Origin of the sequence: Promicromonospora sp. NPDC059942 (assembly GCF_042731755.1) — a bacterium.
Classification (GTDB): Bacteria; Actinomycetota; Actinomycetes; order Actinomycetales; family Cellulomonadaceae; genus Promicromonospora.
The window spans coordinates 35234-57965 of record NZ_JBHWLR010000001.1 but is presented as its reverse complement, the minus strand read 5'-3'; the positions used below and the strand labels follow the sequence as shown (position 1 = coordinate 57965).

Below are 22732 nucleotides of genomic sequence, written 5' to 3'. Positions count from 1 at the left end.
CGTCGTCCTCCTGCTGCTCGTGAACTGCTGCTCGTGGGACTACTGCTCGTCGAACGACGCCGCGAGCTCGATCTCCAGGTTGTTCCACTGCTCCGCGGCCTGCGCCATCTTCTTCTGCAGGTCAGAGAGGTTGGTGGTCAGCTTCTCCCGCTTGACCCACCAGTCCTCGACGAAGTCGTCCATGGCCTTCTTGACCGTGTCGTGGCCCCAGACGGTGCCGTCCTCCCACAGCTTTCCCATGTTCTTGAACTCGTCGATGATCGCCGCCAGCTGCTCGGCGGCCTCGTCGACGGCGACCGACGTGACTACGAGGTCGGCCACGGGACTACTTGTTCAGGGCGTTCGCGAGCTCTTCGTCGGTCTTGCGGAGCGCCTCGGCGGCCTGCTTCAGGTACTCGCCGATGCCGGTCAGACCCTCCATGACCTGCTTGCCACCCTTGTCGAGCTCCTTGTAGGACTCGTCGAACCGCTTGGAGGACTTGTCCGTGACATAGCCGTCCTGCACCAGGTTGTCGACCATGGTGCGCAGCTGGTCCAGCTTCGCCTGCATGTCGTCCGCCTCCTGCTTCATGCGCTGGGAAGCGTCTTCCATCTGCTGGAAGGTCACATTGATGTTGGCCATGGCAGAACCCCTCGTGCGTTGGTCGTTCTCGGACGGACTCACGTACGCGGTAATCGTCATCAACCGGACTAACCGGACGGCGACGCGAGAGTGAACAGCCGGGGAACGGCACACGGCATGGCGACGACGGGCCCGGGGATCACCCCGGACCCGTCGTCGGTCGCGCGAAAAGTGGCCTCTACCTGCGCTTTTGCATGGACTTCAGCAGTGCGCCCGGCAGTGCGCTCAGCAGTGGGCGAGGAACGGCCGGTCCTTGAAGCGCCGGTCGAGGAACGTGATGACGCCGGGCGCCCCGGTCACCATCGTCGAGACGTGCTCGCCGAGGTGCCACTCCCACTGGACCTCCGCGCCGGCGGCGCAGTACTCGTCCCGCAGCGCCCTGGCCTGGCCCGGCGCGACGATCTCGTCGTGCGTCCCGTGGAAGAGGCGGATCGGGACGTCGGGCGGGTTGGCCCCGAGCCGGTTCTCGTCGAGCCGAGCCTGCCACTGCGGCGACTTGAGCGGGTTGGACGAGGTGAACATCCCGATGTTCTGGAACGCGTGGGCGATCGTCGCCTCGACGCAGGCGTCCTTCTCGCGCTCGTACGTCTCGCGGCCCCGCTCGTTGAGGTAGGACCCGAGATCGAGCTCGGGGTAGGCGGCGTCGAGCCCGTAGGCCGCGAACAGGAGGAACCCGAAGCCGACCTTCCCGTCGAGGCCGTCGGCGACCTCGCTGAGGTCGGCGGGCACGCCGCCCGCCGCGACGCCGACCAGGTCGAGCTCCGGCGCGTACTCCGGCTGCAGCTCGCCCGCCCACATCGCTCCCCCGCCGCCCTGCGAGTACCCGGAGAACGCGACCTTGCCCCCGGCCTGCAGCCCGGTGGCCGGCAGGTTCGTCGCGGCGCGCACGATGTCGATGACGGTGCGCCCCTCCGACTGCCCGACGACGTAGGTGTGCCCGCCCGGCGTGCCGAGCCCCTCGTAGTCGGTCACCACGACCGCCCAGCCCGCCAGCAGCATCGGCTCGATGAACGGCCGCTCGTAGTCGAGCCACCGCGACGGCGCGCACGTGTCGCCGACGCCGCGCGTCCCGCTCGCCACGGACACGATCGGCCGCGGCCCCTCGCCCCGCCAGGGCGTGGTCGGCACCAGCACCCGGCCGGTCACGGGGATGTCCTGGCCGGTGGCGTTCGTCGAGTGGTACATCACCAGGTAGTTGCGGGCGCTGAGCTGCCGCGGCTCCTCGCGCCACCGCACCACCTCGCCGTTCGCGCCGTCGGGCAGGGGCGTCGGCGGGGTGTAGAAGTCGTCGAGCGGGACGGCCTGGTTCGGCACGACGGGGACGTCGGGCACGTCGGACGCAGGGGTGGACGCCGGGTCAGAGGCAGGGCTGGACACAGGGCCGGTCGCCGAGTCTGCCTGATCGGACGGGCCGGACGACGCGGACGCAGCGCCGGACGGGCCGGACGGGTCGGACGTCGCCGCGGCCGGGACGGCGACCGCGGGCAGGGCCAGCACGGTCAGGGCCGCGACGACGGCGGTCCAGCGCAGCGGAACTCGGCGCCGGACTGCCGGGGAAACAGCCCTGCGACCCCTCTCGCGGACGGCGTCGGGTACGGCCTCCGGGACGGCGGACGAGGCGTGGGAAGCGTTCGAACGGTTGACGAGCGGCATCGGATCTCCTCGGTGAGGTCCTCGGACGCTCGGCATTGAGCGCCCGCACCCGCGAGCGGGCCGCTACTGACTCTAACCGCAATAGCGCGCAGACAACAGCAGCCGGACAAAAGTGTCCGCTTCCCCGCCGGAGCCCAGCACTGCGATCAAGGGCTGGCACACCCGGCACGGCTGGCACGCCGGGCACGGCTGGCACGGCTGGCACGGCTGGCACGGCTGGCCGGCCTCCAGCCCCGGATAACTGAGATCGGTCGGTTGCACCGAGATCGGTCGCTCGATGGACCGATCTCGATGCAACCGACCGATCTCGGTGCAACCGACCGAAGTCGGGAACAGCTGCACGGCAATCAGCCGAGCTCAGCCGCAGGCGCGGCTCAGCCCTTGGCGACCGCAGCGGCCGGCGACGCGGCCGTCTCGGCGCGCTCCACCAGGCCGGCGAGCAGTGCGGCGAACGGCACCAGCACCAGGTTGCCGAGCAGCATGGTGCGCAGGAACGGCAGCCCCGCCACATAGCTCGCCAGCAGCCCGTCCAGGGTCGACGGGTACATCCCGTCCAGCAGCCAGACGCCGAAGTTGGTCCACGCGAAGAACCACAGCGAACCGCCCACGCCCACCCCGAGTGCGGCCGCGTACCGGCCGGGTCCGCGCAGGTGCCGCGCGAGGATCGCGCCGACACCCACCACGGCCCACGCCGACCAGGTGAACCACATGATCTGCGTGTTGCCGAGCACCGCGTCGCTCACCGCGACCACGGCGAACGGCACCACGGCCGCCCAGCGGTTGCGCAGCAGGAGCACGGCGAGGAAGGTCGCCGCGGTGGCGATCTCCAGGTTCGGGGGTGCGCCGAGCCCCGGCGCGACGAGCCGCCACACCACCGCGGCGGCCAGCACGAGCACCACGATGGCGGGCCGCCACCAGCGGTGGGCCAGCTCCTGGAAGGTCAGGTCACGACGCGCCGCATCATGGCCCGGTTGGTCGCGCCCGTCCGACGCCGGCATCAGTACGTCTCGAGGGTCCACGTGATCTCCTGACCGTCCTCGGTCTCCAGCGCCCCGGCGCCGACCTGCGCGAGCTCACCGTCCACGGTGAGCGACCAGAACTCGCTCTTCGAGTCGTCGGCGACCCGGCCGCCGATAGCGGTGACGAACGCGTTGGCGCCCTCCCCCGTGACCTCGGCCGACGGGTCCGCCTCCAGCAGCAGCTCCAGGGCGGTGGCACCGGTCCGGCCGCCGTAGGTCAGGCCCTCGACCTCGCCCGACGCATCGGTCGACAGCGACGCCTCGGCGGACGGCGCCGCCCCGGCGGCCGACTGCTGGCCCAGCGTGGCCGAGACCATCGGCTCCGGCTCCGCCGTCGTACCGGCGCAGGCCCCGAGCAGGCCGGCGACGAGCAGGGCGGCCGCCGCGGAGGCGACGGTCCGGAGGGGATGGCGGAAGGTCGTGTTCACGCCGGCCAGTCTAGGTCGGCGTGCACACGACGGCGCCGCCGTCTCAGGCGTCGATCCCGGCGTCGATCTCAGGCGTCGATCCGGGACCGGTCGAGCTCGGCGGCCCCCGCGATGAGGAACTCCTTGCGCGGCGCCACGTCGGTGCCCATGAGCAGCTCGAAGGCCCGCTCGGCCGCCTCGGCGTGCTCCGCGGTCACGCGGCGCAGCGTGCGGTGGCGCGGGTCCATCGTGGTCTCCGCGAGCTGGTCGGCGTCCATCTCGCCCAGGCCCTTGTACCGCTGGATGTCCGGCTTGTAGCGCCGGCCCGCCCGGTCGAGCTTCTTCAGCGTGACACCCAGCTCGGCCTCGGAGTACGTGTAGATGTACTCGTTCTTGCGCCGGCCGTTGCCGATCACCTCGACCCGGTGCAGCGGGGGCACCGCCGCGAACACCCGGCCGGCCTCCACCATCGGCTTCATGTAGCGGTAGAAGAGGGTCAGCAGGAGGGTGCGGATGTGCGCGCCGTCCACGTCGGCGTCGGTCATCATGATGATCTTGCCGTAGCGCGCGGCCTCGATGTCGAAGGACCGGCCGGAGCCCGCGCCGAGCACCTGGATGATGGCCGCGCACTCCGCGTTGCGGAGCATGTCGCTGATCGACGCCTTCTGGACGTTCAGGATCTTGCCGCGGATCGGCAGCAGCGCCTGGAAGTCGCTGGACCGGGCCAGCTTGGCGGTGCCGAGCGCGCTGTCGCCCTCGACGATGAACAGCTCGGAGCGGTCCACGTCGTTCGAGCGGCAGTCCGCCAGCTTGGCCGGCAGCGACGAGGTCTCCAGCGCGTTCTTGCGGCGCGAGATCTCCTTCTGCTTGCGGGCCGTGATGCGGGCGCGCATCTCGGCGACGATCTTGTCCAGGAGCAGCGAGGCCTGGGTCTTGCCGTCGCGCGTCGCGGAGGTCAGGCGGGCCTGGATCTCCTTCTCGACGACGCGGGAGACGATCTGGCGCACCGGGCCGGTGCCCAGCACCTCCTTGGTCTGGCCCTCGAACTGCGGCTCCGCGAGACGGACGGTGACCACGGCCGTGAGGCCCGCGAGCACGTCGTCCTTCTCGATGCGCTCCGCGCCGTCCTTGGTGGAGACCTTCAGCTTGCGGGCGTTGGTCTCCACGCCCTTGCGGATCACCTTGAGCAGTCCCTGCTCGAAGCCCGTCAGGTGCGTGCCGCCCTTGGGGGTCGAGATGATGTTGACGAACGAGCGCACCTCGGTGTCATAGCCCGTGCCCCAGCGCAGCGCGATGTCGACCTCGCACTCGCGCTGCACCTCGCGCGGCGACATGTGGCCGCGCTCGTCCAGCACCGGCACCGTCTCGGTGAAGCTGCCCGAGCCCTGCAGCACCCACGTCGCCGTGACGGGCGAGTCGGGGGCCAGGAACTCCACGAAGTCGGCCGCGCCGCCGGTGTGCTTGAAGGACTCCTCGTGCGGGCCGTTCTCGCCCGGCGTGCCGGCCAGGCCGCGCTCGTCCCGCACCACGATCTCGAGGCCCGGCACCAGGAACGTGGTCTGCCGGACGCGGGTGACCAGCTCGTCGTAGCTGAACACCGCGGACTTGGGGAAGATCTGCCGGTCGGCCCAGTAGCGCACGCGCGTGCCGGTGCGGCCGCGCGGCACCTTGCCGACCACGCCGAGCTCGGAGTGGTCCACGAAGGGGTGGAACGCCGCGTCCGGGCTCGGGCCCGAGGCCGGGTCGGCGAACGTGCCCGGCTCGCCCCGGTGGAAGGTCATGCGGTGCGTCTTGCCGCCGCGGTCCACCTCGACGTCGAGGCGCGAGGACAGCGCGTTCACCACGGAGGCGCCGACGCCGTGCAGACCACCGGACGCCTGGTAGGAGCCGCCGCCGAACTTACCGCCCGCGTGCAGCTTGGTGTAGACCACCTCGACGCCGCTCAGGCCCGTCTTTGGCTCGATGTCGACAGGGATGCCGCGCCCGTCGTCCGAGACGGTCACCGAGGTGTCGGCGTGCAGCACGACCCCGATCTTCGTGGCGTGGCCGCCCAGGGCCTCGTCGACGGAGTTGTCGATGACTTCCCAGAGGCAGTGCATCAGGCCACGGGAGTCGGTGGTCCCGATGTACATACCGGGACGCTTACGAACCGCCTCGAGGCCCTCGAGGACGGACAGGTGGCGAGCGGTGTACGACTCGGACGTTGCGGTCACGGCGACAGCGTAGACGAGGTCACCGACAACCCACGTCAGGCACCCCGTGACGCGACGCGAACGCCCTGCGAACGGCCGTGTGACGCCGGTTTTCACCCGATGACGGAAATTACCCTTTCAGCGCAATTGGGGGCGGAAGGGGACCAGAAGTGTGAGCGACGCCGCTATGCTCGCAGCGAACCGCCCACCCGGGCCGGCATGAACCGCGCGAGCGAATGGTTGGATGGAGATGTGACGACCTTGACGACCGAACCGCTCACCGCCCTCGACCGCTGCGACCGCTGCGGCGCGCAGGCCTACGTGCGCGTCGTTCTGCCCGTGGGCGAGCTGCTCTTCTGCGGCCACCACGCGCGCGCACACGCGTCCGCCTACGCGGACGTCGCCACCCATGTCCAGGACGAGACCGACCGGCTCCACGCGGAGCACGGCCAGGCCTGACACCCAGGCCGGACGACCACCGGACCACAGACGCCGACAGACCGCCGCCGGCGGTGAGCCACCCCGAAGGGTGACCCACCGCCGGCGTCGTCATGTCCGGGCCCGACTCATGTCGGGACAGATCCGCAGGGCGTCAGGCCCGCCGCCTCAGCCCGCGGCGAGCTGCGCGACCTCCTCGGCGGTCAGCGCCCGGTCGAAGACCCGGACGTCGTCGACGTCACCGCGCAGGTGGTCGACCTCGTTGCCGCCGTACTGGCCGCGGCCGATCACGAGCGACCCCTGCGTCTCCGGCGCGGTGCAGACGTTCCTCGTCGCGACCCGCTCACCGTCCACGTAGAGCGACAGCTCGCCCGTCGCGGCGTCGCGCACGCCCGTCAGGTGGTACCAGCGGCCCGGCTCCGGCTTGGTCGGCGACAGCGCACGCGCACCCACGAAGCTCATCGCCCAGCGCTGGTCCTGCCCCGAGTACTGCAGGAAGAACGCGCTGTTGCCGCCGGTGTCTTGGCTGACGACGGTCTGGAAACCGCCGTCGGCCACGTCCAGCCGAGCCCACGCCGAGACGCTGTACGAGCCGTCGGTGCGCACCAGCGTCCGCCCCGTGTCGGCCTCGCCGGCGCCGTCGAAGGACAGGGCGCCGCCCGTCACGCCATCGGTCCAGGTGGTGCCCGCCAGCGTCGCGTCGGCATCGCCGACGCCGTCCGCGGCCACGGTGCCCGCACCCTCGTCGAGGCCCCACGCGTGCACCCCGGCCAGGCCGGGCGTCCCGGGGTCGACGACGGGCGGCTCCGCGCCCGAGCCGTCCGCGCCCTCGATGATCGAGTCGTTCACCGCACGCACCTGCCCGAAGTCCATCTTCTCGACCTGCCGGTCGTAGGTGAAGAAGCCGTTGACCTCGTGCTCGACGTCCGTGATCTGCGTGTAGATCGACCCGCTGATGCCGCACTGCTGCGCGGCGGTGAGCACGTCCTCCTGGTTCTCGACGTAGCGCCGGGTGAGGGTGGCGACGTCGGGCGTCATCTCGTAGGCGTGGCCGTCCTCGAACCACATGTGGCCGTCCACCTCGAGGCCGAACCCGCCGTGCTCGCCGTCGATCGAGGCGCGCGTGGCGTCCGGGACCGGCTGGGCCGGGCCCACGTACTGGTGCCAGTCGATGACGTCGCCCGCGCCGCTGTCCCCCAGCGAGTCGCAGCAGTTGACGCCGGAGTGCGCGTCGACGAGCCGGGTCGGGTCCTGCGCCTTGACCTCACGGGCGATCCGCCCGGTCGCCTCCTGGGACCACTCGCCCCAGCCCTCGTTGAAGGGCACCCAGCCGATCACCGAGGTCCAGCTCGAGTTCTGGTCGACCATCTCGTGCAGCTCGCGCTCGAACCGCTCCTGCGCCTCGACCGGCGGACGGCCGGGCTTCATCGCCGGCATGTCCTGCCACACCAGCAGGCCGAGCCGGTCGGCGTGGTAGAACCAGCGGTCCGGCTCCACCTTGATGTGCTTGCGCACCGTGTTGAAACCCAGCTCCTTGTGCTGCTCCAGGTCGAACGCGAGCGCCTCGTCGGTCGGCGCGGTGTAGATGCCGTCCGGCCAGTAGCCCTGGTCGAGCGTGGAGAGCAGGAAGACGACCTCGCCGTTGAGCGTGACGCGGTTGCGCCCGTCCGCGCCCGGCGCGATCCCGATCTCGCGCATGCCGAAGTACGAGCCGACCGTGTCGACGACCTTGCCGCGCGCGTCGCGGACGCGGACCTCCAGGTCGTAGAGGTACGGGTCGTCCGGCGTCCACAGGTGGGCGCGGGGCACGCGTACCGAGATCGCGTCGCCCACGGTCCCGGCCGCCTGGGCCACGGCCTTGCCCTTGCCGGCCTTGCCCTTCGCGACGGCGCTGCCCTTCGTGCTGCTCGCGCGGACGACGACGTCGACCTGCCGGCCGTCGGCCGGCGCGCTGCCCTCGACGGTGAGCGTCAGGGTGCTGGTGTCGACGTCGGTGGTCATGTCGAGCCTCGTGGCGTGGCTCGCGGCGACCGGCTCCATCCAGACGGTCTGCCAGATCCCGGAAGCGCCCTCGTAGAAGATGCCGCGGTCCGGGACGTTGCGCTGCTTGCCGACGGGCTGCCAGGTCGCGTCCGTGCGGTCGGCGACCCCGACCAGCACCTCCTGCGGGCCCGACGCCGTCAGGGCGTCGGTGACGTCCGCGGAGAACCGGCCGTAGCCGCCCTCGTGGTGGGCCACCTCCTGCCCGTTGACCCAGACGGTGGCCGTGTGGTCCACGGCGCCGAAGTTGAGCACCACGCGCTGGCCGCCGGTGCGCCAGGACGCCGGGACCTCGACCGTGCGGCGGTACCACATGTGGTCCTCGTGCCGGTCGACGCCCGACAGCTCCGACTCCGTCGGGTAGGGCACCAGGATCTCCTCGGCGAGCGTCTCGCCGAACGGCGGGGCCTCGCCCTCGGCCGCTCCCGCGAACTCCCACAGGCCGTTGAGGTTCTCCCAGCGGTCGCGCGTGAGCTGCGGCCGTGGGTACTCCGGCAGCGCGTTGTCGGGCGTCACGTCCTGCGTCCACGGGGTGGGCAGGTGGGCGTCGGTGACCGGCCACGTCGCCTGACCGGCAGCCGGGCTCGCTTCCGGGGTGGCGGCCGGAGCGGCCGTCCCCGGTACGACGGCGAGCACGGCGCTCGTGGCCAGGGCCGCGAACGCCGCGCCGAGGCGACGTCGGGTGCGGCGGCTCGCCTGACGGGTGGGACGACGGCCTGCACGAGGTGGGGCGTCGGCTGGTGCGGGGTGGGCGGACGACGGGCTGCGGTGCGACCTTGCTAGCGACATCGGCGTCACCTTTCTGGTCCCGAACACGGTCGGCAACACGGAGGCATCGTTGCCAGGGGCTACCGTAACGTCCGGCTGTCGCGCCGCCTACCCCACATTCAGCTCACTTCCGCGCCGTCACCGTGTCCGCCCACGAGGCCCGGAACCCGAGCGTCGTGCGCCACCCCTCCGCCGTCTTGGTCAGGTTCCGGGTGGTGCCCTGGACCGAGACCGCCTGCATCGTCTTGATCTGGCCGCTGGAGTAGCGGGCCGTGACCTTGACGGACTTGACCCAGGCCAGGTCGAAGACGGCCTTCGCCTTCGTCTGCGTGAGCGTCCCGGTCCAGGAGGTGTTCGGGTTGCCCGGCGCCTGCGCCGAGTAGGGGTCGGCGACGTGCGCGAGGTGGGACTGCGCGGCGGTGCCGAACGCGTCCTGGTTGTTCGTGGTGCCGGAGTAGCTGCCGCCGCGGCCGGTCGAGGCGAAGTACGGCGTCTCGGCGATCCCGCCGGCGGGGTTGCGCACGATCGAGACGGTCGAGGCGGCGTCCTGCCGGGTCGCGTCGACGGCGGCGCGCCACGTCGAGCCCGCCTCGCCGCCCTCCTTCTTCCAGCCGGTGTAGTTCTGGCTGCTCGTGTCGTCGTAGAGGTGGCAGTCGCACGAGGTCTTCAGGCCCGCGGTCTTGGCCAGGACGGCGTAGTTGCGCGCGACGATCGCCTGCGCCTGGAGCGCGGCGGCGCCGCCGTAGCCGCTGGTGCCCCACAGGGACGGCATCTCGTCGAGCCCGTAGAGGTACTCGTCGTTGAGGACCACCTGGTTGACCACGTTGGGCCGCGGGTTGGGGCTGGTGAGCCGCAGGCGGCCGTGCCGGTAGCTGCCCTGCGCCCCGGAGACGGTCACGGTGCCGGGGGTACCCGTCCAGTAGTCGGTGCCCGTCCACTCGAGAAAGAGCGTGCGGCGGGCGCTGATCGTCTGGCGCACCGTGCCGTTCTCGGTGATCTTGGCGGTCACGCCCGCCGTGGTCCGGGCGATCGAGAGCTTGCGGGCCGACGTGCCGGTGGCGAGCTGCGCCTGCGCGCCGTCGAGCAGCCGCCACGAGCCCGCGGACAGGCTGATCGTGGTGGTGGCCGGGTCGGCCGCCTTGCCCAGCACCTGGACGTCGATCGACGTCAGCGGGTTGGCGGCGGTGCCCACGGTCGCGCCCGGGTAGTAGTACCCCAGGATCTGCGCCGCCGTGCTCCCGGTGCGCGCCATCTGGTAGGCGCCGTACTGCGCCATGCCCACGCCGTGCCCGTTGCCCGAGCCGGCGATCGCCCACGAACCCGGCACGACCGTCACCGTGAGGGTGGCGCTGGTGGCATTGACCGTCTTGAAACGGTACTTGGTGGTGGCGGACGGCTTCACCGACGTCGTCGCCTTGCCGGTCGAGCCCGTGGTCACGGTCTTGATCCGGACCCAGGCGCCGTCCCGGTACTGCTGGACGGCCACCGACGCGTTCTTCCGGGCGGCGCCGTTGTAGCGGTAGACCACCGAGAGCGTCTTGGCGGTGGCCGCCGTGGTCGTGGCCGTGCCGGACGCCGTCAGCGTGTACCCCGCCGCGGCGGCGGGGACGGCGGACAGGCCGACCGTGAGGAACGTGGCGGTGAGAAACGTGACGAGGACTGCCGCGAGCGTCCGGACACGTCGTGCTCCGGGAGCGGCGCTGATCGATGGGGACACATCGGGCACGCTCCCATACGAAGACGCCGGGCGGGTGACCTTCCGAAGAAGTTCACCCGCCCGGCGTCGGTCCCGGGTCGTCGCCCGGGGCTGGGTAGATCGCGCCCAGTCGTTCGCGGTCAGTCGAGGTAGTCGCGCAGCACCTGCGACCGCGAGGGGTGGCGCAGCTTCGACATCGTCTTGGACTCGATCTGCCGGATGCGCTCGCGCGTCACGCCGTAGACCTTGCCGATCTCGTCGAGCGTCTTGGGCTGGCCGTCCTGCAGGCCGAACCGCATGGAGACCACGCCGGCCTCACGCTCCGAGAGGGTGTCGAGAACCTGGTGCAGCTGCTCCTGGAGCAGCGTGAACGACACGGCGTCCGCGGGGACGACGGCCTCGGAGTCCTCGATGAGGTCACCGAACTCGCTGTCGCCGTCCTCGCCGAGCGGGGTGCTCAGCGAGATGGGCTCGCGGCCGTACTTCTGGACCTCGACCACCTTCTCGGGGGTCATGTCCAGCTCCTTGGCCAGCTCCTCCGGCGTGGGCTCGCGGCCCAGGTCCTGGAGCATCTGGCGCTGGACGCGGGCCAGCTTGTTGATGACCTCGACCATGTGCACCGGGATGCGGATGGTGCGGGCCTGGTCGGCCATGGCACGCGTGATCGCCTGCCGGATCCACCAGGTCGCGTAGGTCGAGAACTTGTAGCCCTTGGTGTAGTCGAACTTCTCGACCGCACGGATCAGACCGAGGTTGCCCTCCTGGATCAGGTCCAGGAACAGCATGCCGCGGCCCGTGTAGCGCTTGGCGAGCGAGACCACGAGGCGGAGGTTGGCCTCCAGCAGGTGGTTCTTGGCCCGCTTGCCGTCGTGCGCGATCCACTTGAGGTCGCGCTCGAAGCGGCGCTGGTCCTTGTCGTTCCGGTCGAACTCCGTCGTGGCAAGGCGCTCCTCCGCGAACAGGCCGGCCTCGATGCGCTTCGCGAGCTCGACCTCCTGCTCCGCGTTCAGCAGCGCGACCTTGCCGATCTGCTTCAGGTAGTCCTTGACCGGGTCGGCCGTGGCACCGGCGGTGACGACCTGCTGTGCGGGCTGGTCGTCGTCGTCCCGGTCGGAGACGACGAAGCCGGAGCTCTCGTCACCTTCCTTGGCCGTCTTGCCGGCTCGGCCGCGAGTCGTCTTGGTGACGGTCTCGGGACCGGAGTCGGTCTCGTCCTCGGGGTCCTCGACGGCGACGCCGTCGGGCTCGATGTTGTCGTACTTCGACTTGCCCCGAGCAGCAGGCTTCTTCGCGCCGGCCTTCGCCGCCGGCTTCTTGCGCGTGCTCGTCGTTGCCTCGTCATCATCTTCGTCGACGTCGTCGAACTCGAGATCGACGTCGTCGGGCATCTCGTCGTCGTCCTTCGGCTTCGCCGTGGAGCGCGCCGGAGTCGACTTCTTGGCGGTCGTGGTCTTCGCCGCCGTCGCCCGGGTGCGCCGGGCCGGCTTCGCGGAGGCCTCCGCCTCGTCGGCGGGCGCCTTGGCGGCGACCGCTGTGGAACGGGTGGCCGACGCCGCGGCCACCTTGGTAACAGTAGGGAGCCCCACCTGCACACCGGCGTTGGCCAGTGCGCGCAGCACCGCCTTCAGCCGCTTGGCGTCACCGACCTGCGCCGTCTCGCATGCACGCCGGAAGTTCTCGGCGTCGACCGAGCCGTCGGCGGCACCGCGAGCGAGGAGCTCCTGCAAGGCAGGATGCTCGAACTCACGGGGCAGGTTGTCGCGTGCAGGGACAGGAGCGGTGTCCTGGGGGGCTTTCAGCGGAGTGGGCGCCACAAACCGACCTTTCGGCATTCGAGGGGGCGGTGTACCGCCGGCGGGGCCGTCACTGGACCTTCTTCTTCCGCCGGCGAACATATATATTGTACCGTCGGCCTCCCTGTACCCCGCGACGAACGCGGTGATATGGGCAAAGTCAGTGCGAAGTCACGTCGGGCGGGACCATCCCACGGGGTTTCTGATTTCGCGTGCCAAGAGTCAACGACTGGCACCCCCGCACCATTCCCAGTTCGGCGAATCTGCGGCGAATCCGTCCTGGACCAGGCGCGAGACCAGGCGTGGGACCGGGCCCAGGCCGGCGGTCCGGCAGCGCTGGACCCGATCATGGCCTGACGCACCTGGTCAGGGCCGGCCTCGACCTGGTCGAGACCCGGACGACCGACCGGGTCCGGACCTGATCGAAGGTCGCCTCGGGATCACCCGCAGCTCACCCGCGGCCGACTGAGCCGACGCCGCCCGGGCCAACGCCGCCCGGGCCAACGCCGCCGGATCCGTTCAGCCGGATCAGTCGCGGCCGGATCAGTCGCCGGCAGGATCAGTCGCCGCAGGATCACCCGCAAGCAGATCGAACGCCGCGGGACTGGACGCCCGCGGGATCAGGCGTCGCGAACTCAGACCTTGACGGCGAGCACCGGGCACGGCGCCTCGACGAGGATCCGCTGCGCACCCGCGCCGAGGATGAGCTTGCCGACGGGGCTGCGCTTGCGCAGGCCGATCACGATCAGCTCGGCGCCGGTCCTCGTGGCAGCACGGATCAAGTCCTCGGCGAGATCGCCGGTGCCCTCCTCGACGCGCACGTCGAGACCGGCCGCCGGGCCGCTCGCGAGCTCGTCGAGCTCGGCCTGGCACTCGCCGACGGGACGCTTCCCGCTCGTGACGACGACCAGCGGGGCACTGCGCTCCCGGGCCTCGGTGACAGCGGTGCTGAGGGCCTCACGGCCCTCGGACGTGGCGAGGTGGCCGACGACGATCGTCATGTCAGCCGACGCTACCCCACACCGCGGCCCGGTCGATGCCGCACACGGCGCTCGCACCGCACTCACACGGCAGCCATCGCGTCCGAACCGCCGTCGCCGCGAGGGTCGCCTGACGAATCGGCGCAAGAATCGGCACCTGAATCGGCGCAGGCGTCGGCGCGGGCGTCACCGCGGGAATCGCTGCGGGAGTCACTCCGGGAGTCGCCGTGGAACAGGGCCTGCTCCCGCCGCACCCAGCCCGGCGGGACACCCCCGACGATCGCGCTGCGCAGCAGGAGCGCGAGCCGGTAGTCCGGGTCCACCCCCAGCGCGTCCGACACCCGCTCGGTCGCCAGCCCACCGTCGCCGTGCCACCAGGCCACGAGCGCCAGCAGCAGGTACGCCGGGGCCCTCCGGTTCCGGGGCACGTGCCTGACCACGGCCTCCAGCACGGCGCGGGCCGGCCGGGTGATGTCCTCGTCGGGCGGGATGCCCCGTTGCGGGTCGACGATCTGCGCCATGACCGCTCCGGTGGACCGGTCCGTGTCGCCGTCGGCCTCCCGCCGCGCGGTGCGGAGCGCCGTCTCCGCCGTGCCCGGCACGAGGCTGAGCAGCACCGCGTCCCGGACGGGCGTGTCCGCGAGCGCCGCGCCGATCTTGCCCAGGTCCACCGGGGAGAGCGGCACGCGTTCCCCGGGCGTCGCGCGCGCCGTGGCCCGCACCGCGGCGCGCCACAGGCCCAGGCTCTCCGCTCCCCAGTCGGCGAGCGCCCGTTCGGCCTGCGCGACCTGCTCGGCCCGCACGGCGATGCCTCGGCCGGCGCTCCGGGCGACACTCCGGGCGGTGCCCCCGGCGGGGCTTGCGGCCGCGGTCCGGGCCGCGCCCCTGGCCGTGCTGCCGGCTGTGCTGCTGGCCGTGCCTCCGGCGGAGGTTCCGGCGGTGTTCCCGGCCGGCCGCAGGCCGAATGCAGCGCCTGCGACGGGACCGCCGACCGGGCCGCCACCGCCCGGGAACCTGGTCCGGCTCAGCAGCCGGCGGTAGGTGTCGGTCCAGCGCGCCGCGGCCCGCCGCGCCTGCGTGCGGGCACCCTCCGGCGCGGCCCGCAGGGTGTACCGCTCCTCGCGGGTGCCGGCCACGGTGCGGCCCTCCAGGACCATGTGGGCGGCGACGCGGGTGCCCTGGAGCGCGGACAGCGGCCGGCCCTGCGCGGGGCAGCACATGGGGTCGGCGCAGTCGAGCGCCCGGAAACCCGTCGGCGTCACGAGCCAGACCTCGGTCCCCGGGAGCCGCCGGTCGAGCCGCGCCCGGAGCAGGTCCGCCGCGCGCCGTGCGGCACCGGACGGCGCCGTGACGTCCGTGGCGGTGTACAGCACCACGACGGCGCGGTCCGCACCGTCCGCCACTACGTGGTCGGCGAGCCAGCGGGCCGTGGCCGCGCCGTCGGGACCGTCGGGGTCGCCCGGACGGCGCAGGCGGAGGTCGCCCAGGTCGACCCGGGCCACGAGCCCGACCCGCTGGCGGGGGCCGGTCAGACTCACCACCACCGCGGACTCGACGGGCTCGAAACCGAGCCGGTACGGGACGTAGGCGAGGAGGTCCTCCGGCCCGGCGACGCGGACCACCAGAGCGTTCGGGACCTGTACAGCGCTAGAGACCTGTCGGGGGTTCGGGACCGCCGTCCGGCGGAGGTCGTCCGGGGAGATGCCGTACCCGGGGATGGCGTTCCCCGGGAGGTCGCGACGGGAGTTGTCGTTGGCGGGGCCGCCGTACGCAGGGCTGGCAGAGGCAGGGCTGGCAGAGGCAGGGCTGGCAGAGGCAGGGCCGGCATGAGCAGGGCAGGCATACGCGGAGTTGTCGTTCGGGACGCCGTCCCGGTCCGTGCCGTTGTCGGGGTTCATGTGGACGATCTCAGCCCGCCGGCGGGGCCGCTGCGCGCCCGGGCGGGCCGTGTGGACAACGCGCTTCCTGTGGTCGCGCTCGCTCCCGCACCGCCCCGTCCCGACGGTCTCATCACGCACGCTCATGACGGCACGCGCATCACCACCGAACACCGCACGCTGTCGTCACCCGGGCCCGTACGGCTACGGTGTGCGACGTGCCCCGCTTCGCCACAGCCCGCCGCACGGCCGCGCTCGCCGCCGCCGTCGGGCTGGCGCTCGCCGCCACGGGGTGCGGCGCCGGGACCGAGCAGTCCGCGGCGGGCAGCACCACCGGCAGCACCACGGACGACACCACCACGGGCGGCACTGCCAGCCCAGGCCCGAGCAGCACCGCGACCGGCGGACCCACCGATCTGCCGACCTTCGACCCGTCGTCCGCGGTGGCCACCTACGCGCAGGGCTTCCCGCCCGAGCTGTTCCCGATGCCCGACGACGCGACGCTGCTCGCCTCGTCGGCGCAGCCCGTGCCCGCGGCCGCGGGGTCGAAGGGGTCGAAGACCAAGGGCGTCCCGATGACCCAGGTCACGCTCAACCTGTCGTCGAGCCGGCCGACGGACCAGGTGATCAAGCAGGCCGAGAAGATCCTCACGGCGCAGGGTTTCCGGCGCATCGACGCGCCGGACGCGAGCGGCCTCACCGCCCAGACCGCGTTCCTGCGCATCACGAAGGAGAAGTCGGGCGAGGTGCAGGAGTCGCTCGTGGTGGGCGTGCTCGACGACGGCGAGCGCCGCCTCGGCTCGATCAGCGGCACCGTCCGCACCCCATAGGCTGGTGCCGTGCCCGTCTCACCTGCCCGTCCCACCGCTCTGAGCCCCACCCCCCTGAACCCCGCCGCCCTCGTCGACGCCGAGCATCTCCGCGGCGACGTCGACGCCGCCGTGAGCGCCCACCTCGCCCGGCTGGCGGCCGAGGTCGGGGCGATCAGCCCGAGCGCCGAGGCCATGGTCGAGGAGGCCGCCGGGCTGCTCGCGGGCGGCAAGCGGCTGCGGGCCGCGTTCTGCTACTGGTCGTTCCGCGCGCACGGCGGTTCCGCCGACCCGGCCGACCCCGCCCGCATCGCGACGGTCCGGGTGGGCGCCGCGCTCGAGCTGTTCCAGGCCGCGGCCCTGCTGCACGACGACGTGATGGACAACTCCGACACCCGCCGCGGCCGCCCGACGGCGCACCGCGCGTTCGCCGCGAAGCACGCCGTCGCGGCCTGGGCCGGCGAGCCGGTGCGGTTCGGCGACTCCGCCGCCATCCTGATCGGCGACCTGGTGCTCCTGGCCGCCCAGCGCGAGCTGTCGGCGGCACTCGCGCCGCTGCCCGCGGACGTCGCCGAGGCGACCCGCGCCCGCTTCGACGCGATGCAGAGCGAGGTGGTGGTGGGCCAGTTCCTCGACGTCCTGGTCCAGGCGGAGCCGTGGGGCCAGGACCCCGCCGCCGACGAGGAGCGCGCCCGGAACGTGCTGCGCGCCAAGACCGCGAGCTACTCCGTGGCCGCCCCGCTCGCCCTGGGGGCGCTGCTGGCCGGCGCGGGCCCGCAGGCGGCGGCCGGGATCGAGGCGGCGGGCAAGCCGCTGGGCGAGGCGTTCCAGCTCCGCGACGACGTGCTGGGCGTCTTCGGCGATCCGGCCGTCACGGGCAAGCCCGCCGGTGACGACCTGCGCGAGGGCAAGCGCACGGTGGTCGTGGCCCGCACCCTGGCGCTGCTGCCCGACGCCGACGGCCCCGAGGCGGCCGTCCTGGTCGCCGCGCTCGGCAACCCCGACCTGTCCGACGACGACGTGGCGCGGGTGCGCGAGGTCATCGTCGGCTCCGGCGCGCTGGACGCCGTCGAGCAGCTCATCGCCGACCTCGCCGTGCGCGGCCACGCGCTGCTGGACCTGGCAGACCTGGCGGAGCCCGGCCGCGGCCTGCTCACCGACCTGGCCCACGCGGCGGTCGACCGGACGGCCTGAGCCTCACCGGCCCAGTCCAGCCCAGCCTCACACCGAGCCCCGGCTCACCAGGCCCGGCTCACCAGGTCCAGCTCACCAGGTCCAGATGGTGACCTCTTCGCCCTTCTTCAGCTTCTCCCCCGCCACGGGCTCGGTCTCCTTGACACCCTCGTCGAACAGCTCGCCGAACCCGCGCACCGTCGACGTGTAGCCGGCCTCGTCGAGCAGGGCCTGGGCGTCCTCGACGGACATCCCGACGACGTCGGGCACGGTGCCCTGGGCGCCCATGCTCACCACGATCGTGACGGTGCTGCCCGGCTCGGCGCCCTTGCCCCCGCCCGGCTGGGTCCGGATCACGGTCCCGGCCTCGGCCTTCTTGTCGAACTTGTCCTCCCGGGCGACGTCGAACCCCTGGGCGGCCAGCGCGTCCTCGGCCTCGGCCGCGGACAGGCCCGTCAGCTCCGGCACGGTCACCGGCGGGGGCCCGTCGGAGACGGTGAGCCGCACGGTCTCGTCGGTCGGGACGGTGCCGCCGTCGCGCACGGAGGCCCAGATGACCTGGTCGCGCGCCACGTCGGCGGAGTACTCCCGCGAGACCTCGACGTCGACGAGGCCGACGTCGCGCAGCGCCGCGCGGGCCTGCTCCTCGGTCATGCCCACCAGCCCCGCCGGCACCTCGGCCACCTCCGGCCCGAGCGAGACCACCAGGCGCACGGGCTCGTCGCGCAGCGAGCGCCGCCCCTCGTCGGGGGCCACCGAGATGACCTCGCCCTCGGGCACGTCCGAGTCGTGCTGCTTCACGTTCTTCGACGTCAGGCCGGCCTCGTTCAGCGCCTCCTCGGCCTGGGCCACGGCCACGCCCACCACGCCGTCGGGGACCACCGCGTAGGCGCCCGGGCCGTACTGCGTGTACCACCAGGCGCTGAACAGGACCGCGACCAGCGCGATGCCGAGCAGGATCTTGCCGGCGCGGCGCGGCCGGGGCGCGGGCGGCGGCGGAGGCGGCGGCGTCTGCTGCCGCGGCACCGCCCACTGGCCGGCCGGCGGCCGCTCCACGACCGCGGTGCGCGCCGCCTTCACCGCGGCGGACGACGGCGGCGGCGCCGCCTTCGTGGGGATGTCCAGCACCTCGTTCGGGATCTGCCGGAACGTGCTGCGCAGGGCGTCGAGCGCCACCGCGGCGTCGTGCGGGCGCCGGTCCGGGTCCCGCGCGGTCAGCGCGCGGACCAGGACGTCGAGCGGGCGGCCCAGGTGGCCGGCGAACGCGCTCACGGGCGGCACGTCGGTGTTGACGTGCGCGAACGCGACCTGGATGGGCCCCTCCCCCTCGTGCGGCAGGCGACCGGTGAACAGCTCGAACGCGAGGATCCCGACGGCGTACACGTCGGCGCGCGCGTCGACGTGGCCCGTGGCGATGGTCTCCGGCGCGAGGTAGGCCACCGTGCCGAGGATCGTGCCCGTCGTCGTGTTCGACACCTCGGAGATGGCGCGGGCCAGGCCGAAGTCGGCCACCTTGGGCCGCCCGGTGCCCTCCTCCAGCAGCACGTTCTCCGGCTTGATGTCGCGGTGCACGATCCCCTTGGCGTGCGCGGCGGCGAGCGCGGAGAGCACCACGTCGAGGATCGCGAACGAGCGGCGCAGCGTGAGGTCGCCGTCGCGGATGAGCTGGCGCAGGTTGGTACCCGGCACGTACTCCATGGTCAGGTAGCGCATGTCGCCGTCGGTGCCCTGGTCGTAGACGGCGACGACGCCGTGGTGCTGCAGGCCGGCGGCCGACCGGGCCTCGCGCTCGAACCGCTGCCGGAAGCTCGCGGCCTGGTCCCCCTCGGCGAGGTGCGGGTGCATCACCTTCAGGGCGATCTCACGGTTGAGCCGCGTGTCGTGGGCGCGGTACACCGTGGCCATTCCTCCGCGCGCCACGCGCGCGACTATCTCGTACCGCCCGTCGACCAGGCGGCCGATGAGAGGGTCTGCCGTCACCTGAGCCACGGGTGGGAGTGTACGGGTGACCACCCACGGCCAGGCCGGAACGCGCATACCGGACGGCGGGCCGTTGCCGGATCGTTGCCGTGTCACGGGCCCGGGCCGCGTCGCCTAGGCTTCTCCCGTGACAGATCTCGACGCCCTCGTGGGCGAATGGCTGACCCTCCCTGACCTCGCCGAGTCCCTCGACATCGAGGTCGGCAAGGCCCGCGGCCTGGTGAGCGACCGGCACGTCGTCGGCATCAAGCGCGGCGAGCGCACGACCTTCCAGGTCCCGGCGATCTTCGTGCTGCCCGACGTCGAGGGCCGCCCCGGCGTGATCCCGACGCTCCGCGGCACCATCATGGTGCTGTCCGACGCGCAGTTCACCGAGGCGGAGATCCTCGAGTGGCTGTTCACGCCCAACGACGAGCTCGGTGAGCGGCCCGTGGACGCCCTGATCGGCGGCAAGCGCGCAGCGGTGCGGCGGGTGGCGCAGACGCTGCTCTGACCCGCGCTGCTCCGCCCCGCTACCGGCGGAGCATCTCCGCGACCTGGAAGGCCAGCTCCAGCGACTGCTGGTGGTTCAGCCGCGGGTCGACGAGCGTCTCGTAGCGCAGCGCGAGGCCGGCGTCGGAGATCTCCTCGCTGCCGCCGAGCACCTCGGTGACGTCGTCGCCCGTGAGCTCCATGTGCAGGCCGCCCGGGACGGTGCCCAGCGCCTTGTGCACCTCGAAGAACCCGGCAACCTCGTCGAGCACGTCCGTCAGCCGGCGGGTCTTGTACCCGCTGTCCGACGTGATGGTGTTGCCGTGCATGGGGTCGGTGACCCAGGTGACGTTCGCGCCGGACCAGGTCACGGCCTCGACCAGGGACGGCAGCACGTCGCGGACCCGGCCCGCGCCCATGCGCGTGATGAACGTGAGGCGCCCGGGGACGTTGTCCGGGTTGAGCCGCTCGGTGAGCGCCAGCGCGTCGTGCGGCGTCGTCGTCGGGCCCAGCTTCACGCCGATGGGGTTGGCGATCCGGGACATGAAGTCGACGTGGGCGCCGTCGAGCTGGCGCGTGCGCTCGCCGATCCACAGGAAGTGCGCGCTGGTGTCGTAGGCGTTGCCTGTGCGCTGGTCGGTGCGGGTCAGCGCCCGCTCGTAGTCGAGCACCAGGGCCTCGTGGCTCAGGTAGAACTCGACGGAGCGCAGCGCGTCGAAGTCGGCGCCGCACGCGTGCATGAACCGGATGGCCCGGTCGATCTCGTCCGCCGTCTTCTCGTACCGCGCGTAGGCGGGGTTGCTCATGAAGCCGCGGTTCCACTCGTGCACCTGCCGCAGGTCGGCGAAGCCGCCCTGCGTGAAGGCCCGCACGACGTTGGCCGTGGCCGACGAGATCCGGTAGGCCTGCTCCAGCCGCTCCGGGTCGGGGATCCGGGACTGCGGCGTGAACGGGAACCCGTTGATCATGTCGCCGCGGTAGGCGGGCAGCGTCTCGCCGTCGCGCGTCTCGGTGTCGCTGGAGCGCGGCTTGGCGTACTGGCCCGCCATGCGGCCCATCTTCACCACGGGCGTGCTCGCGCCGTGGGTGAGCACCACCGCCATCTGGAGGATGGTGCGGATCTTGTTGCGGATGCGGTCGGCGTTCGCCTCGGCGAACGTCTCCGCGCAGTCCCCGCCCTGGAGCAGGAACGCCTCGCCCCGGCCGGCGGCGGCGAGCCGCTCGGTCAGGGTGTCGGCCTGTGCGGGCACCACGATGGGCGCGGCCTGGGCCAGGCGGCCGGTGGCGGCCGCCAGCGCGGCCGGGTCCGGCCACGTCGGCTGCTGGCGCGCCTCCAGCGTGCGGTAGTGGTCCAGCCCCGCCGGACCGGCGGCGCGCTCGGCCGGGTCGGCGACGGTGCTCATCGGACCGCCGCCCGCCGTGCCGGTGCTACCAGCGATACCGCTACTGCCTGTGACGCCAGTGGTGCCCGCACGGTGCTCAGTGCTCCGCGGGAGCGGCCGGCACGAGCGGCTGGCCGATCTCGGCGAGGATCTGGCCGAACCACTCCTGCGAGACGTCGAACGCCTTGCCGCCGGCGATCCGCGGGAACGCGATGGCCTTGAGCCGGTCGCCGTCCTCCTCGTCGTGGCCGATGACGCCGGACTCGCCGCGCAGCGCGCACTCGACCGCGTAGTCGGTCATCGACTTGATGAGGCGCAGGTCCTCGGAGTTGGCGGCCGCGGCGCGCGAGAAGTAGCCGGACTTCTGCACCATGACCTTCTCGGCGCCCAGCTTCTCCGCGAACTGCTTGGCGAACCACTGGCCGGGGTTGATCGTGTCGAGCTTGACGTGCCCGAACGGGTCGCGCTCCACGGTCTCGCCGGCCGCCTCGAGCTGGGCCACGATCTCGTGCATGCCCGCACCCTCCGACAGGAAGATGTTGACGTTGCCGATCTCGTCCATGACGCCGCGCAGGCGCTTGGCCTCGCCCTCCAGGTCGATCTCGAGCTCCGGCAGGAACACGGCGTGCACGTCCCAGCGCTCGCGCGACAGGCCGAGGGCCGGGGCCCACTCCTGCTCGTCGAGCCAGCCGCGGTAGGACTGCGCCGTGGCCGCGGTCAGCCAGCCGCAGTGGCGGCCCATGACCTCGTGCACGATCAGCATGCGCGGGCCCACGCGGTTCTCGCCGATGACGTTGGCCGCGAACTTCGCGCCCTCCTCGGCGGCGGTCCAGGCACCGAGCGACTGCTTGATCGGCACCACGTCGTTGTCGATCGTCTTGGGCAGGCCCACGACAGTCAGCTCGTAGCCGTTCTCGTGCAGGTAGGCGGCGAGGTCGGCGGCCGTCGTGTTGGTGTCGTCACCACCGATGGTGTGCAGCACGTCCACGCCGTCGGCCTTGAGCTGCTCCGCGGCGACGTGCAGCGGGTCCTGACCCTCCTTGACGAGGCCGCGCTTGATCGCGTCCTTGACGTTGGTCAGCTTCACGCGCGAGTTGCCGATCGGCGAGCCGCCGAACTTGTGCAGGGCAGGGGCCTGCTTGCGAGCCTCGTCGCCGATCTCGATCTTGTTGCCCGTCAGCAGGCCGTGGTAGCCGTGCAGGTAGGCAATGATCTCGATCTCGGGGTCGAGCTCGGTGTAACGCTCGATCAGACCGCCTACCGAGGACGACAGGCAGGGCGCGAAGCCGCCGGCGGTCAGCAGGGCCACACGACGAACAGCCATCGGAGGAGCACCTCTCATCAGGGAAATTTCGGGGGCACCACGGCCGGCGTTCGCCCGCGCGGCACCCTTCGTCGTCATCCTACTGAGCGCCGGGGGTGGCGCTCGGCA

The 22732-nt window shown here is 72.3% G+C and carries 18 protein-coding genes; 4 read left to right on the top strand and 14 right to left on the bottom strand.

Annotated elements, in window-relative coordinates; all coding sequences use genetic code 11:
- Nucleotides 1-39 precede the first annotated feature (39 nt).
- The 6 genes from ACFV9Q_RS00255 to ACFV9Q_RS00230 all read right to left on the bottom strand — a co-directional run bounded on the left by ACFV9Q_RS00255 (nt 40) and on the right by ACFV9Q_RS00230 (nt 5914).
- A complete protein-coding gene (locus ACFV9Q_RS00255; RefSeq protein WP_377229172.1) occupies nt 40-321 on the bottom strand; it encodes a hypothetical protein in 282 nt (93 codons plus the stop codon).
- 4 nt (nt 322-325) lie between these two features.
- Nucleotides 326-622, bottom strand: a complete 297-nt coding sequence (locus tag ACFV9Q_RS00250; protein WP_182617607.1) for a WXG100 family type VII secretion target — start codon at nt 620-622, stop codon at nt 326-328.
- A gap of 225 nt (nt 623-847) precedes the next feature.
- Nucleotides 848-2275, bottom strand: a complete 1428-nt coding sequence (locus ACFV9Q_RS00245; RefSeq protein WP_377232612.1) for a lipase family protein — start codon at nt 2273-2275, stop codon at nt 848-850.
- Between the two features lie 374 nt (nt 2276-2649).
- A complete protein-coding gene (locus tag ACFV9Q_RS00240; protein ID WP_377232611.1) occupies nt 2650-3294 on the bottom strand; it encodes a DUF6580 family putative transport protein in 645 nt (214 codons plus the stop codon).
- Nucleotides 3273-3722, bottom strand: a complete 450-nt coding sequence (locus ACFV9Q_RS00235; RefSeq protein WP_377232610.1) for a DUF4430 domain-containing protein — start codon at nt 3720-3722, stop codon at nt 3273-3275. Before ACFV9Q_RS00235 ends, ACFV9Q_RS00240 begins: the two co-directional genes overlap by 22 nt.
- 68 nt (nt 3723-3790) lie before the next feature.
- A complete protein-coding gene (locus tag ACFV9Q_RS00230) occupies nt 3791-5914 on the bottom strand; it encodes a type IIA DNA topoisomerase subunit B (protein WP_377232609.1) in 2124 nt (707 codons plus the stop codon).
- Between the two features lie 231 nt (nt 5915-6145).
- On the opposite strand from ACFV9Q_RS00230, the gene ACFV9Q_RS00225 reads away from it, so the two are divergent.
- Entirely contained in the window at nt 6146-6352 is a 207-nt protein-coding gene (locus tag ACFV9Q_RS00225) for a hypothetical protein (RefSeq protein ID WP_020014335.1), read from the top strand.
- A gap of 147 nt (nt 6353-6499) precedes the next feature.
- Here the strand turns inward: ACFV9Q_RS00225 and ACFV9Q_RS00220 are convergent, their stop codons facing one another.
- From ACFV9Q_RS00220 to ACFV9Q_RS00200, 5 genes are all read right to left on the bottom strand, one after another.
- A complete protein-coding gene (locus ACFV9Q_RS00220) occupies nt 6500-9160 on the bottom strand; it encodes a LamG-like jellyroll fold domain-containing protein (protein WP_377232608.1) in 2661 nt (886 codons plus the stop codon).
- A gap of 103 nt (nt 9161-9263) precedes the next feature.
- Nucleotides 9264-10856: a SpoIID/LytB domain-containing protein gene (locus ACFV9Q_RS00215; protein WP_377232607.1), complete on the bottom strand. Its 1593-nt coding sequence runs from the start codon at nt 10854-10856 to the stop codon at nt 9264-9266.
- A gap of 119 nt (nt 10857-10975) precedes the next feature.
- A complete protein-coding gene (locus ACFV9Q_RS00210; RefSeq protein ID WP_377232606.1) occupies nt 10976-12667 on the bottom strand; it encodes an RNA polymerase sigma factor in 1692 nt (563 codons plus the stop codon).
- Nucleotides 12668-13263: 596 nt separating this feature from the next.
- Nucleotides 13264-13629, bottom strand: coding sequence for a universal stress protein (locus ACFV9Q_RS00205; RefSeq protein ID WP_377232605.1), 366 nt, complete (start codon nt 13627-13629; stop codon nt 13264-13266).
- 62 nt (nt 13630-13691) lie between these two features.
- Entirely contained in the window at nt 13692-15506 is a 1815-nt protein-coding gene (locus ACFV9Q_RS00200; RefSeq protein ID WP_377232604.1) for a DUF4192 domain-containing protein, read from the bottom strand.
- Nucleotides 15507-15703: 197 nt separating this feature from the next.
- Here ACFV9Q_RS00200 and ACFV9Q_RS00195 point away from each other — a divergent pair, with 197 nt between their 5' ends.
- Both ACFV9Q_RS00195 and ACFV9Q_RS00190 read left to right on the top strand, forming a co-directional pair.
- Entirely contained in the window at nt 15704-16315 is a 612-nt protein-coding gene (locus tag ACFV9Q_RS00195) for a hypothetical protein (RefSeq protein WP_377232603.1), read from the top strand.
- A gap of 9 nt (nt 16316-16324) precedes the next feature.
- Nucleotides 16325-17488 carry a polyprenyl synthetase family protein gene (locus tag ACFV9Q_RS00190; RefSeq protein ID WP_377232602.1) on the top strand — a complete coding sequence of 388 codons (1164 nt, stop codon included), beginning with the start codon at nt 16325-16327 and terminating at the stop codon, nt 17486-17488.
- Between the two features lie 72 nt (nt 17489-17560).
- On the opposite strand, the gene pknB is transcribed toward ACFV9Q_RS00190, so the two are convergent.
- Nucleotides 17561-19456 carry a Stk1 family PASTA domain-containing Ser/Thr kinase gene (gene pknB / locus ACFV9Q_RS00185; RefSeq protein WP_377232601.1) on the bottom strand — a complete coding sequence of 632 codons (1896 nt, stop codon included), beginning with the start codon at nt 19454-19456 and terminating at the stop codon, nt 17561-17563.
- A 118-nt stretch (nt 19457-19574) separates the two neighbouring features.
- Between pknB and ACFV9Q_RS00180 the strand changes: the two genes are divergently transcribed.
- Nucleotides 19575-19940 (top strand): Rv2175c family DNA-binding protein, encoded by a 366-nt coding sequence (locus ACFV9Q_RS00180; RefSeq protein ID WP_377229185.1) that lies wholly within the window; start codon nt 19575-19577, stop codon nt 19938-19940.
- A gap of 19 nt (nt 19941-19959) precedes the next feature.
- Here the strand turns inward: ACFV9Q_RS00180 and ACFV9Q_RS00175 are convergent, their stop codons facing one another.
- On the bottom strand, nt 19960-21321 hold the full coding sequence (locus ACFV9Q_RS00175; RefSeq protein ID WP_377232600.1) for a class II 3-deoxy-7-phosphoheptulonate synthase: 1362 nt from the start codon (nt 21319-21321) through the stop codon (nt 19960-19962).
- A 76-nt stretch (nt 21322-21397) separates the two neighbouring features.
- On the bottom strand, nt 21398-22624 hold the full coding sequence (locus tag ACFV9Q_RS00170; protein WP_377229187.1) for a pyrophosphate--fructose-6-phosphate 1-phosphotransferase: 1227 nt from the start codon (nt 22622-22624) through the stop codon (nt 21398-21400).
- Nucleotides 22625-22732 lie beyond the last annotated feature (108 nt).